This is a genomic window from Mesorhizobium sp. YC-39 (genome assembly GCF_025753795.1).
Taxonomy (GTDB): domain Bacteria; phylum Pseudomonadota; class Alphaproteobacteria; order Rhizobiales; family Rhizobiaceae; genus Mesorhizobium.
Window position 1 is genome coordinate 1,745,994 of record NZ_JAOWPS010000001.1, and the last position, 12,657, is coordinate 1,758,650.

Annotated in this window: 10 protein-coding genes; 6 read left to right on the top strand and 4 right to left on the bottom strand. The window is 60.9% G+C overall.

Going from position 1 to position 12,657, the window contains the following annotated elements:
* The first annotated feature begins 40 nt into the window (after nt 1-40).
* Complete coding sequence (locus tag OHD62_RS08230) at nt 41-1,678, top strand: choline dehydrogenase (protein WP_263781986.1); 1,638 nt, start codon at nt 41-43, stop codon at nt 1,676-1,678.
* Between the two features lie 170 nt (nt 1,679-1,848).
* On the top strand, nt 1,849-2,529 hold the full coding sequence (locus tag OHD62_RS08235) for a GntR family transcriptional regulator (RefSeq protein ID WP_263781987.1): 681 nt from the start codon (nt 1,849-1,851) through the stop codon (nt 2,527-2,529).
* 41 nt (nt 2,530-2,570) lie between these two features.
* Here the strand turns inward: OHD62_RS08235 and OHD62_RS08240 are convergent, their stop codons facing one another.
* From OHD62_RS08240 to OHD62_RS08255, 4 genes are read right to left on the bottom strand one after another with little or no spacing between them, the layout of a single operon-like run.
* Nucleotides 2,571-3,671 (bottom strand): ABC transporter ATP-binding protein, encoded by a 1,101-nt coding sequence (locus tag OHD62_RS08240; protein ID WP_263781988.1) that lies wholly within the window; start codon nt 3,669-3,671, stop codon nt 2,571-2,573.
* Between the two features lie 28 nt (nt 3,672-3,699).
* On the bottom strand, nt 3,700-5,067 hold the full coding sequence (locus tag OHD62_RS08245; protein ID WP_263781989.1) for a Xaa-Pro aminopeptidase: 1,368 nt from the start codon (nt 5,065-5,067) through the stop codon (nt 3,700-3,702).
* Nucleotides 5,068-5,124: 57 nt separating this feature from the next.
* Nucleotides 5,125-6,612, bottom strand: coding sequence for a M81 family metallopeptidase (locus OHD62_RS08250; RefSeq protein ID WP_263781990.1), 1,488 nt, complete (start codon nt 6,610-6,612; stop codon nt 5,125-5,127).
* 31 nt (nt 6,613-6,643) lie between these two features.
* Nucleotides 6,644-7,804, bottom strand: a complete 1,161-nt coding sequence (locus tag OHD62_RS08255; RefSeq protein WP_263781991.1) for an ROK family transcriptional regulator — start codon at nt 7,802-7,804, stop codon at nt 6,644-6,646.
* Nucleotides 7,805-8,074: 270 nt separating this feature from the next.
* Here OHD62_RS08255 and OHD62_RS08260 point away from each other — a divergent pair, with 270 nt between their 5' ends.
* The 4 genes from OHD62_RS08260 (at nt 8,075) to OHD62_RS08275 (ending at nt 12,588) form a co-directional block, all read left to right on the top strand.
* The gene (locus OHD62_RS08260; RefSeq protein WP_263781992.1) at nt 8,075-9,349 is read left to right on the top strand and encodes an ABC transporter substrate-binding protein; all 1,275 of its coding nucleotides are present in this window, start codon (nt 8,075-8,077) and stop codon (nt 9,347-9,349) included.
* A gap of 200 nt (nt 9,350-9,549) precedes the next feature.
* Nucleotides 9,550-10,419, top strand: coding sequence for a carbohydrate ABC transporter permease (locus tag OHD62_RS08265; RefSeq protein ID WP_263781993.1), 870 nt, complete (start codon nt 9,550-9,552; stop codon nt 10,417-10,419).
* Between the two features lies 1 nt (nt 10,420).
* Entirely contained in the window at nt 10,421-11,239 is an 819-nt protein-coding gene (locus OHD62_RS08270) for a carbohydrate ABC transporter permease (protein WP_263781994.1), read from the top strand.
* A 194-nt stretch (nt 11,240-11,433) separates the two neighbouring features.
* Complete coding sequence (locus OHD62_RS08275; RefSeq protein ID WP_263781996.1) at nt 11,434-12,588, top strand: ABC transporter substrate-binding protein; 1,155 nt, start codon at nt 11,434-11,436, stop codon at nt 12,586-12,588.
* The last annotated feature ends 69 nt before the right edge of the window (nt 12,589-12,657 follow it).

Sequence of the window (12,657 nt, forward strand, 5' to 3'; positions counted from 1 at the left end):
GGACGTATTCGGCCGGGCACAAGTGAAGGTAAGTTTCGATATGGCATCCAAGGCGTATGACTACATCGTCGTCGGAGCGGGCGCCGCCGGTTCGATCGTCGCCGCCAGGCTTGGCGAGGACAAGAGCGTTCGCATTCTCGTCCTGGAAGCCGGCCCGAGCGACAATTCCATCTATGTGCGCATGCCGGCCGCCATGTCCTACCCGCTGACCGACCAGCGCCGGACATGGAGCTTCGAGACGGGACCTGAAGAAGCGCTCGGTGGGCGCATGATCACGCATGTCAGGGGCAAGATGCTGGGCGGCTCCGGCTCGCTCAACGGCATGGTCTATGTGCGCGGCAATCCGCGCGACTTCGATGCGTGGGCCAAGGACGGCTTGCCTGGCTGGTCGTTCGCCCATTGCCTGCCCTACTTCAAGCGGCTGGAAACCTACGACAAGGGCGCCAACACCTATCGCGGCGGTGATGGGCCGATTGCGATCACGACGCTGAAAGGCGATCTGCCGGTCTTTGAGGCGTTTCTCGAGGCTGGCCAACAGGCGGGTCATCCGCTCAATCCTGACTACAATGCCTACCGTCAGGAAGGCGTCCATATCTACCAGGCGAATATCGACAGGGGCGTGCGGGCAAGCGGCGGCAGGGCCTATCTCAGGCCCGCGCTGCGCAAGGGCAATGTCGACCTCAAGCTGAACGCGCTGGTGCACCGCATCGACTTTGACGGCAAGCGCGCGGTCGGCGTGATCTATGAGGTTGACGGCGCGATCCACACCGTCGAGGCCGGACGCGAAGTGGTGCTGTGCGGCGGCGCCTTCAACTCGCCGCAGCTCCTGCTTTTGTCGGGCGTCGGTCCCTCCGAAGAGCTGCGCGCACTTGGCGTCAAATCGGTTGCGGATGTACCGGGCGTGGGCAAGGGCCTCGTCGACCACGTCGCCGTTTCAGTGCGCTACCGAGCGTCGCGCCCGGGCGTTTCCCCCGCCATGGACCTGAACATGTTCAAGATGGGCCTGATCGGGGCGAAATGGCTGTTCCTGCGCTCCGGCCTCGGCGTGACCAACCTTTGGGAAGTCGGCACGTTCTTCAAAAGCAGCGCGACCGCCGACTATGTCAACATCCAGCACGAGTTTCTGCCGATGCTGGGCGAATTGATGCATGGCAAGGTCAACATCGAGGAGGGATTCCAGTACCAGACCTGCCTGATGCGGCCGAAGAGCCGGGGCGCTGTTACGTTGAAATCGGCCGATCCGCGCTCCCATCCCTCCATCGTTTCCAACTATCTCGCCCATCCGCAGGACCGGCGGGATCTGATCGACGGCGTACGCCACACCGACGAGATCATCCAGCAGCGCGCCTGGGACGGCATGCGCGGCGAAGCCTTGACGCCGGGGCTGAGAACAATGCCCGACGCCGAAGTGCTTGCCTGGCTGAAGGAGAATCTCGGTACGCAATACCACCCTTGCTCGACGTGCCGGATGGGCGTCGATGACATGTCGGTCGTCGACGCCGACGGCAAGGTGCACGATACCGAGGGGCTGCGTGTCATCGATGCGTCGGTCATGCCGCGCATCACCAGCGGCAATTTGCACTGCCCGACGATGATGATTGCGGAAAAGCTTGTCGACCGCGTGCGCGGGCGCGCGCCGCTGCCGCCACAGATTGTCGATTACGCGGATCGGGGCTGACGCATGTCGCCCAAAAGCATGCGCTCGGGCTTGAACCGAGGGTGTGCATCGGTTTTGGGATCACGACATGCATGACAAAGGCTGACCGCAAATCGGAAGGCTGGATTGGATCGGAATGAAATATTGGATACGATCGCCAGATAAATAAAGCGATTCTGGAAATGCCTGCCATGTCGACTTCGCCCAAGCCTCTGTTGCAGCGCCAGACCGTCACCGCGATGGTCGCGGAATATATCGCCGCCAAGATCATCGGCGGCGATTATCCGGGCGGCCATCAGATCCGCCAGGAGGCGATAGCGGCCGAGCTGGGTGTCAGCCGGATCCCAGTGCGCGAGGCGCTTCTGCAATTGGAAGCGGAAGGTCTTGTCGTCATCAGGACGCATCGCGGCGCGGTCGTTTCCGATCTGTCGGCGGACGATGCGATAGACCTTTTCGACGCACGGCTCCTGCTGGAGCCCTTCCTCGTCAAGAAGGCCATCGCGCGCATGTCCAACCAGGACATTGCCAATGCCGAGCGCGCGCTTCAGGATTATGAGGCTGCTATCGCCAGGGGCGACCCGAAGGAGCTCAGCCGTCTCAACTGGGCCTTCCACACGGCGCTGCTCGAGCCGTCCATGCGGCCGCGTTCGATGGCGGTGCTGCAAACGCTCTACAGTTCGGCGGACCGCTATCTGCGCCTGCAGATCGAGCCGCTGAAGGCCCAGACTAAGGCGCTGCAGGAGCATCGCGACATCTTCGAGGCCTATCGCCTGCGCGACGCGGTCGAAACCTCGCGGCTGCTCAAGAAGCATGTCGCCGACGCGGCCGAAGAGATCGTCAGCCAGCTAAAGCGCGGCGAGGCAGCCGTCTGATCCTGTCCCGGATTTTCTGTTCCGGCCCGTTCACAGTTCTCTTATTCACCCTGCAGGGTACTGCCGCTCTGGCGGTCGAAGACATAGATGTCCTGCGGGTCGACAAAGAGGGGAAGTTCGCTTCCCCGTCGCGGGGAACCGTCGGGCGGCACGCGCGCCACGGCCTTCGTGCCAGCGATGGTGAAGTGAACGAGCGTGTCCATTCCAAGCGGTTCGACGAGCTCCGCGGTGGCGCTGATCCTGTTTCCAGATCGGCCATCTTTTGGGCCGGGCGACAGATGTTCGGGCCGGATGCCGAGGTCAACAACCTGTCCCGCCACATCGGCGAACCTGGAGGTGTCGCTCGGCAGTTCGAGGCGTGTGCCATCGGATAGGACGCCGCTGAATTGATCGTCAGTTCGTACGAGCGTTGCGGCGATGAAATTCATGCCCGGCGATCCGATGAACCCAGCCACGAACTTGGTTGCGGGCCTCAGATATAGTTCCTGAGGCGGCGCGATCTGCTCGATCTTGCCGGCATTCATCACGACAACCCTGTCGGCAAGCGTCATCGCCTCGATCTGATCATGCGTGACATAGACGGTCGTGGTCGGCACCGTTTCGTGGATCTGTTTGATCTCTGCGCGCATCTGGACGCGGAGTTTGGCGTCGAGGTTTGAGAGCGGCTCGTCGAAAAGAAAGACCGCCGGATTCCTGATCATGGCGCGCCCCATGGCAACGCGTTGGCGCTGTCCGCCAGAGAGTTGCCTTGGTTTGCGCTTGAGCAAATGTTCGATGTCCAGGATCCGCGCCGTCTCGGCCAGTCTCTTCTGGATCTCGCCGCGCGGCGTCTTCTTCAGACGCAACCCGAACGTAATATTGTCCTCGACCGACAGATGCGGGTAGAGCGCGTAATTCTGGAAAACCATGGCGATGTCGCGTTCTCCCGGCAAGAGGTCGTTGACCCGCCGTTCCCCGATCTTGATCTCGCCGTCCGTTATCGTCTCCAGCCCCGCGATCATGCGCAGCGTGGTGGACTTTCCACAACCGGAGGGACCGACAAGGACCACGAACTCGTGGTCCTTGATCGAGAGATCGATCCCGTGGACGGTTTGAACGTCTCCATAGGCCTTCACGACTTTGTTCAGCTCGATGGCGGCCATCGGACCCTCCGGTGCTGGAACTCGGCGACTATCTATCGCGGACGAGGACGCTGTCGCTCTCGAGCCAGAATGGTGCGAAATAGAGCGGTGTCGAGGAAAGCGGCAGGATGTCCGGCCGCAGCTCAACGCCAAGCTTGTCTTTCATGAAGTCGCGGCGTGCCGCCATGCGCTTGAAGACCGCCGGATGCTTGCTCTCCAGCTCGGCCCGCAGAGCCTCATCGGCAAAGACGACCGCGTCCTCGCAGTTTAGCGCCCAGCCATCGGCGATCGGCGTCGGGATGATATCGACCTGGAAATGCATGCCTGAGCGGATGCGATCCGTGGATCCTGGCCGGACCGGGCTGTGTGTCCATTCCTCGTAGCCGCCGAGATGCCCCGGGTTGAGCGCCGGCCTCAGCTTCGATTTCGCCAGCGTCGAAACCACGGTCTCATGGAGAGTGCCGCCCTCGACACCGATCGCGGCCGTCTCGTACCAGGAGATCAGGCCCTGGAAGTAGCCCTTGGCGATAGCGAGAAATTCGTCGTTGGCAACATCGAGAAGACCGGCTCGGGAGGAAAGACCGCCCCAATGTCCGACCGCGGTCGTCACGCCGTCGCCACGCCTGAGCTTGCGGCCTGTTGCGCTTCGCAGGCCAATCACCGGCTCGCCCTTGCTGGCGGACGCGAGCATGGTGTGGACGTTCAGTGGGTCTCCGGCATAGCCCATGCGCGAAACGGCATCGAACTCGCTGTCGCCCTCGCGCACTCCCGAAACAATCCTCCACATGGCCAGCGAGCTGCGTGTCGCGGCCCATTCGAACGCGGCGATCTGATCGGCATCGATGGTGACGGCGAGGCCGTTCTCGGGATGCATTAGGACATGGGTCACGTCCCGCAATCCGCCGGAAGCGCCGACTGCTCGCTGGAACGCCTGCACGTGGACCGCGGGAACGAAAAAGGCGGTTTCGGGAGCTTCGTCCTCGAATGGTTCGAGATATTTCCAGCCCACCAGCCCGACAGTGTCACCCGTTTTTATTCCAGCGTCGCCGAGACGATCTGAAAAGCGAGGGAAACGGGAGCGGTCCTGCGCCATGAGGCTCAAAGTCTGGGCCAGAAGCACGCTCATCCCGGGCAGGCGCGCGAGCGGAGCGTAGCTCTCGCACTCGTTGCCCGTCATAAGCACGCGCTTGTCGTTTGGCCCAAGCAGCAGGAAGGCTTCTTCGAAGCGCGGCTCGAAACCGCTCAGGAAAGCGATGTTGCCGAAATGCTCCCGGTCGGCATAGACGGCCAGCCAGTCGCATCCCGCCCTGTCGTAGGCGGCGCGGGCGCGGGCATCGTAAATCTCAACGGGAATGTCCGGTTTTTCGCCGAGGGAACCGAAGTCCGGCAATCGAACGGAGGTGAGGGAAATGGTCATTTGACGTCCTTTTGTTCGTGTCGGTGAAAGAGCAGCGAAAATCGACTGCGAGGCAGATCAATCGCCGTAGATCCGGGCCTGCGCGTCCCAGGCAAAATCCTTGTCGAGAGGGTAGGTTGGGCGCGGCAAGAGGTTCCATTGCAGCCGCGTCATGTCCAATTGCGAAGTGCCGTCGCTGAGCAAAAGGATATGCCGGGCCGAGATGTCCTCGAGTTGCGGGTGGAGATAGCCGAGCTTGACGACATACGCCTTGTGCCTGGTCGGCTCGATGTTCATTGCCAGGAAATGGTGCGGCGTGGTTATGCCGATGGCATTGGCGTGGAATGTTGCAATGACATTGCCGCTGCGAACCTTGGCCCAGGCGCCTTCCCTGGACCGGTATGGCTGGAACCCCGGCAGCAGCAATTCTTCTCCGCATGCCTCAACGAGCACCTTCACGCGATACGCCGTCTTCGGCCGGGAACGGTGCTCGCCTCCCAACTCGATCTCGACCGTCGAACCGACCCCGGCCTGGACAAGCCTGCGAACGGTTTCGGGAGCCGTGATGCCCGCCACAACGATATCGCGGACCTGCTCGTCTTCAAGCGCGGCCTGCAATACAAGGGTCAGGTCTCCGGCCGCTCCCGCCGTCGTGTTGTCTCCGGAGTCGGATACGAAAACGGGACGCTCCGGGCATTCGACTGCGAGCCGCAGCCCTTGGCGAACCTCCGCGGTTTCCATCTTGAGATTGAAGTCGGCGCGTCTCGCCCATATCGCCTGCGCCAACCGTTTCGCCTGCGCACGCGCGACCTCGGCATCGCCGTCGCTTACCGCAATCGCCGACACGGCGGTCCAAGGCCTGTCGTTCCACGCGAACCCGACAAGGATGTTTGCCTCCATCATGCCCGGCACATTGTCATATTCCGGCAGTGCGCCGTAGAGGCTTCTGGCGGGCTCCAGTGCCGTGACCGCAGTCTCGCCTGGGACAAGGATTGGCAGGCTGACGACAGATTTCTTGGGCGTTATCCCGGTTCGAATGACCCGGATAAGCTGGTCTGCCGTCCGGTATCCCGTCTGTCTGTCGTCTCGATGCGGCGCGGTGCGCAAGACGCTGATGACCGTTGCTGCGTCGAGAAGGTCCGGAGTCATATCGCCATGGAGATCCAGCGACAGTCCGATCGGAACATCCGGCCCAAGCGCATTCCTGATGGCACGGATGAAATCGGTGTCCGCGTCGACGTCCAGCCCCTGGACTTCCAACGCGCCATGATTGGCGATCAGCATCCCATCGAACGGACCGTGTTCGCCGATGAGCGCGAGCGTCTTGTCCTTGACCTCTCGATATGCCGACAATTCGAGCGGGCCGCCGGGCAGTGCAGTGGCCCAGTACAACGGGACCGCCTCGATGTCGTCCTCCTCCGCCATGCGCGCCAGCATGCCTCGGACCATCCAGACATCGCCTTCGGACATGTCCTTGCCGGTGTAGTGTTGTATTGCGTCCCATGTGGTCGGGACCGGCGAGGCGAGCATGATCTCGATGGAGAGGCCGACAATAGCGATGCGCATTCTCTGACTTTCGAACTGATCTGAGCTGAATTCACGGAAGAACGTGGGGAGAATCGAGACCGGTGACGCCGTCGAGCGCCAGCGCAACCCCGCCGAGAAACGGGCTGACGGTCGACAATTGCGAGAAAATGACCTTGGTCTGAACCGACATCGAAGGATGCGCCAGTCGTTGCATGGCACGTTCGACCGCCGGCCGCAGGTAAGGCTCGGCGCTCGCCATATCGCCGCCGAGACAAACCAGCGGCGGATTGAAGATATTCACGAGGCTGGAAATCGCCGAGCCGAGGACGGCGCCGGCATTGTCGAGCACGCCGACAACCACTTCATCATTGGCGCCGGCGCGCTCCATTATGTCCTTGAATGAGGACGGCCGATTGCCGGTCAGCCTGCCGATCTCCTCTGCCAGCCCAGGCTCGGAAAGGTAAGGCGAAAGGCAGCCCGAGCCGCCGCACGAACAATAGCGGCCCTGCGGGACAACCTTGATGTGTCCGAGTTCTCCTGCCAGTCCGCTGGCGCCGCGGTAAATGTCGCCGTCCAGGAACAAGGCGCCGCCGACACCCGAGCCGGAAAACAGGTAGATGAAATCCTTGATGTCGATGCATTCACCGAACATGTATTCCGCCATCGCGGCGGCCTTGCCGTCATTGCCCGCGAAAACGGGCGCATCGAGCGCGGCGGAGAACATGTCCACCACCGGGACCCCGCGCCATCCAAGGACAGGTGCGTGAAGCAGCACGCCCTCATCGGTGAGCAGGCCCGGAAGCGAAATGCCGACACCGAGCGTGTCGCCGGTGCGGCCGCATTCACTGACGATGTCCTTGACTCCCCGGGCGACGAGATCGGCGACCCCGTCGAGCTTCCCGTCGAAGGCCTGGGCCCTGGAGCACAGGGGGATTCCGTCGAGCGCGGCAGCGACATAGCCGATTGTGTCCGCCTCGATCTGGACGCCGACGATCAGGCCGCTTTCAGGAGAGATGGTAAGACCTTCCATGGGGCGGCCGGGTTTGTTGCTGGTCGCCACAGGGTTGCGTTCGACCAGGCCCAACTCACTGAATTGATTGATGATTGAGGAAACGACCGACTTGTCTATGCCCGTCCTTGCGACGATGTCGCGCTGTGAAACATTGGGCTCGATGCGTATCCTGTGAAAGATCGCATTGGCATTGAAATGCCTGATGTACGACTTGCTCAAGCCTCGCTCCGATATTTTTCTTGTTATGAGAATAATTGATACGAGGAGATCAGTAGCATTGTCAATCGGTGGATGGGTGTCGAATTCGCCGTTTTCTAAAAAAATGATAAAAAACAATTTGTTATGCGAAATCATCGGTCGATCGCATTCACCGAGGCGGATATTTTGCGCGCAATCTGTTGACGCCTGTGGTTTTTTGGAGGTAGGTTTTTCTTGTTTACAGAATATATGCCGAGGACACCAACGCTCGGCTCAACAGAGGGTAGAACAATGCGTAACTTGAAGTGGATCGGCGTGGCGCTTGGCGTGCTCGCGAGCGCATCAGCGGCCAGGGCCGACGGTCCGAAGGAGCTTTGGCACTACTACGCGGCCGGGTCGGAAAAGGCTGGTATCGAAGCCCTGATCGCTTTCGCCAACAAACAGAATCCCGACAACCAGATCGTCGGCAAGGTAATCCCGGGCAACGCGGTTGAAATGCGTCGCCAATTGCAGACCGCGTTCATGGGAAACACGCCACCAGCCGCATATCAGAGCTCGATGGCCTTCGAGCTCAAGACCTTCGTCGACAGCGGCAAGCTGCATGATCTCTCGGAGACCTGGGCGAAAATCAAGGGCGACGAGATTTTCCCGGAGGGCGTGCAGCGCGTCGTCAAGGTCGGCGGCAAGCCCTATGGCATTCCCTATGATTTGTCGCTGATCAACAACATCTTCTACAGCAAGGCGATCTTCGAAAAGGCCGGACTTCAGCCTCCCAAGGACTACGAAGGCCTGGTGGCCGTTTGCGACAAGCTGCGCGCTGCCGGTGTCGAACCTCTGGGCAATGCCGGAGGGCCATTCTGGAGCCTGTATAATTTCTATGCGCCGCTCGTCTCCACCGTGGGGACCGAGGGCTACTACAAGATCGCGAGCGGCGAGCTCGGCTTCGACACCCCGGAATTTCGCAAGGCCCTCGAGCTCTACCGCGATACGATGGTCAAGTGCTACGCCAAGAACTGGAGCGGCAAGACTTGGACCCAGACGGCCGACGATGTGGTCAACGGCAATACCGGGATGTTCATGATGGGCGCCTGGGCGGCGGCCTATTTCAAACAGGCGGGTTTCGCACCCGTCGAGAAGTTCGACGTGTTTCCAGCGCCCGGCACGGAGGGCAAGGCCATTTTCCAGATGGATGCCTTTGCCGTTCCGGAAGGTCCGGCCGACACGCTCGAAACCGCCGAGAAATTTGTCATCTCCGCGGCATCTGCCGAAGGCCAGTCGACCTTTGCCGTTCCAAAAGGCTCGCTTGCGCCGAACGTGACCGTCGATCCGTCGATCTATGATGCCGTCGGTGCCAAATTCGCCAAGCAGCTGGCGGATGCGTCGAAGGCCAACGCTGTGCTGCCGAACCTGTTCTTCCTGCTGCCGACGAAGGTCGGCACCGAGCTTGGCGTCCAGCTCGAGAAATTCGCGATCGACCCTTCCGATACAAACGAGAGCGAGTTGATCTCGACGCTTGAGAGCCTCCGGCAAGAAGCCCAGGCAGAGGGCGCTTATTTGAAGTGGTGATCCCGTGTTCGGGCCGGCGCATGTTGGCCCGAACCCCTGGAAATCCGATGCTCGAATAAAAGCTGGAGTGGCGGTACATTCGACTTGAAAAGTCCGCCGCTCCAGGCCTTTGACCGCGCGGTTGCAGGCATCGGCTCACAAGAGAACAATTCGACATGCCCAGCTTCCAATTCATGCGCCGGAAGTTTCAGACCGCGGGGATGACGCACGCAATCTTCCTGTCGCTCCCCGTCACCCTCTTTGCGGTTTTTTATGTCTATCCCATCATCTCCACATTCAATTTGTCGCTGCACAGTTGGGATGGTTTCTCGCCCACGCCGAAATATGTCGGGCTGCAGAACTACATCGTGCTGGCTCACCAGTCGCGCTTCTACCACGCCGTCCTGAACAACATTTCCTGGCTCGTCTTCCTGCTGCTTGGACCGACAAGCCTCGGCCTGCTCCTGGCGGCCTTGCTTGACAGGGGGATGAAAGGCCAGTCGGTTTTCCGGGTCGTCTTCTTCCTGCCCTTCACCATCCCGGCCGTTGCCGTGGCCGCGATCTGGCGCTGGATGTATGAGCCGACCAGCGGTCTGCTGACGACGATCCTCCAGTCGATTGGGCTGGGCAGCCTGGCCCAGAACTGGCTGGGCGACCCATCGATCGTCAATTTCGCGCTCATGGGCTCGATGTTGTGGTGGACGACCGGTTTTGCCTTCCTGGTATTCTTCGCCGGCCTTCGCAATATCCCGGTGGAATACATAGAGGCCGCGAGGATCGAGGGGGCGACGCCCTGGCAGGTGTTCTGGAAGGTCAGCTTCCCGCTTCTGTGGCCCTCGACAATCGTCGTCCTCGGCATGGCGGCGGTCGATGCGATGCGCCTGTTCGACATCGTCTGGGCGATGACCAATGGCGGCCCCGCATACGCATCCGAGGTGCTCGCCACACAGATGTACGATACTGCCTTCGGCAGGTTCGAAATGGGCCGCGCCAGTGCGATCTCGGTCTACCTCCTCGTCATCGCCGGCCTCATCATCATGCCCTACATCCACCAACTGGCAAAACGCGTCCAGGAAGCCGAGGCGGAATAGGATGAACACAGCGGCTGCCAGGCGCACGGCGCTACCCTTTTCGATCCTGGTGGTGGCAGCGGTGATCTTCGCCGCGCCCTTGGTCGTCGCGTTGCTGACGTCGCTCAAATCGCCATCCGAAATAACGCGGGTTATCGCGTTACCGAATGAACTCTACTTCCAGAACTACGCCATCGCTTACGATCGGATGGGGCGAAGCTTCCTGAACTCGATTGCGATTACGGTGCCGTCGGTGATCCTGTCGCTGCTGGTCGGCGCGATCTCAGGCTATCCGCTTGCCTATATGCGCGGGGCCGGCGGCCGGGCGGTCTATTTCTTCCTGCTGACGGGCATGATCGTGCCGTTCCAGATCGTCCAGATTCCCTTGTTCTTTCTGATCAGGTCGATCGGTCTTTACGATAGTATTCCCGGCATGTGGCTGGTGCACACCGCCTACAGCGTTCCCTTCTGCACCTTCTTCATGCGCAATTTCTTCGCCTCGGTGCCGAGGTCCATGTACGAGGCGGCGCTGATCGATGGTTGCACTCCGGCAGGTTATTTCTGGCGGCTTCTGCTTCCGGCATCGGGATCAGGTCTCGCCGCGCTTGCGATCATCCAGAGCCGCGCCATCTGGAACGACCTGCTTTTCGCCATCACCCTGACGACGAGTGACAAGGCGACGCCGGTCACGGCGACGATAGCCGGCTTCGCCAGCAGTCTGCAGGTCGAGTACGGTCCGCTGATGGCGGCCACGCTGATCTCGCTTCTTCCGGTGATGGTCACCTATCTGCTCTTCCAAAAGGCATTTGTGCGCGGCCTGCTTGGCGGAGCCGGGAAATAATCCAGCTCCATCCGGAGCCGAAGCCAGCCGGCGGCTAAAGCAGCCGATATCCCGATCCGCAGCGAAATCCTCAAAAGGAAATCCAGAGCCGTGCCCAATCGGCAGGACGATTTCGTTTGACTCCGATGGTTATTGTATCCAATATCCTGTAAAGCAAGGTTGCCGAAGGTCACCATCAAAAAGGGGAACTCACCATGACGCGCAAAGCAGGAGACGAAGCCAACTCAAGCTTGTTCACATCGGCCATCAGCAGGAGAGCCGCTCTCTCCGGAATGGCCGGCCTGGGAGCCGGGGCGTTCCTGTTGAGGCTGTCCTCGCTGCCGGCGCAGGCGGCGGCTGGCGGCGAACTCCAGGTCATGGCCTGGGAAGGCTACGACCTGACCAGCGAGCTTGCCGACTGGCGCAAGACAAACGGCGTGACGGTGGAGACCACGTCGATCGCCAATCAGGATGATGTGCAGGCAAAGTTCGTCGCCGGCAACCCGCCGCCGATCGATCTGGCCGAATACAACCAAGCCTATGCGGATCTCTACATCAGGGAAATGAAGATCGTAAGCCCGATCGATGTCTCGAAAGTGCCGAACTACAACGCCGACAATCTCTTCAGCCAGTTCTACGACCAGCCGACCTGGTTCGCCGACGGGCAGCATTGGGGGTCGCCCTATATCTGGGGCTTCAACACCATCCTGTTCAATGCCGACAAGCTGGCCAAGCCGGCATCCTATGCCGACCTGCTCGATCCCTCGCTGAAGGGCAAGATCGCCATCATGGACGACACGGTGAGCTCATGGCCCGTCGCGGCGCGCGTGGCCGGCCTTGGCGAGAAATATCCGCTGCTGACCAAGGACGAGCTTGGCAAGGCGTTCGCGGAATTCTCCAAATATCGCGATCAGGCCCGGGTCATCGCCCTCAACCAGGGCGAGCTTGTCAATCTCATGGTTTCCGGCGAGGTCGTTGCAGCACTTTGCGCCGACCCCTCGATCATCACGCAGACGGACCAGCAGAACATGAAGATCGAGATGGCCATGCCGAAGGAAGGCCCGGTCCTGTGGGTGGATGCCTGGTTCATTCCGATTTCGGCGGACAATATCGAGGCCGCTCACGCCTTCATCAACCAGTCGCTCGATCCTGCCGTACAGGCCAAGGTCGCCATGGCCGTGGTTCAGGCGCCGGTTTCCAAAAAGGCGGTCGCGCTGCTCGATGAGAAGTCGCGCAGCCGCATCGACTACAATGCCATCGACAGCATCTTCGCCGCCGGCCTGCCCGGCATCCCGCCGCGGGCGTCCGACACCCATGCGACTTATGACGACTGGATCGCCGCATGGCAGGAATTCAAGGCAGGGATGTAGACTTCCCCGGTGTCAACAGGCTGAAATGAGACACGGCTATCGGCGTGATCGCCGATAGCGGGTCTTTGC

Bases quoted from the DNA above. Each gene is read 5' to 3' on its own strand.
- OHD62_RS08230 (WP_263781986.1), top strand. From the start codon at position 41: ATGGCATCCAAGGCGTATGACTACATCGTCGTCGGAGCGGGCGCCGCC.
- OHD62_RS08235 (WP_263781987.1), top strand. From the start codon at position 1,849: ATGTCGACTTCGCCCAAGCCTCTGTTGCAGCGCCAGACCGTCACCGCG.
- OHD62_RS08240 (WP_263781988.1), bottom strand. From the start codon at position 3,671: ATGGCCGCCATCGAGCTGAACAAAGTCGTGAAGGCCTATGGAGACGTT.
- OHD62_RS08245 (WP_263781989.1), bottom strand. From the start codon at position 5,067: ATGACCATTTCCCTCACCTCCGTTCGATTGCCGGACTTCGGTTCCCTC.
- OHD62_RS08250 (WP_263781990.1), bottom strand. From the start codon at position 6,612: ATGCGCATCGCTATTGTCGGCCTCTCCATCGAGATCATGCTCGCCTCG.
- OHD62_RS08260 (WP_263781992.1), top strand. From the start codon at position 8,075: ATGCGTAACTTGAAGTGGATCGGCGTGGCGCTTGGCGTGCTCGCGAGC.
- OHD62_RS08265 (WP_263781993.1), top strand. From the start codon at position 9,550: ATGACGCACGCAATCTTCCTGTCGCTCCCCGTCACCCTCTTTGCGGTT.
- OHD62_RS08270 (WP_263781994.1), top strand. From the start codon at position 10,421: ATGAACACAGCGGCTGCCAGGCGCACGGCGCTACCCTTTTCGATCCTG.
- OHD62_RS08275 (WP_263781996.1), top strand. From the start codon at position 11,434: ATGACGCGCAAAGCAGGAGACGAAGCCAACTCAAGCTTGTTCACATCG.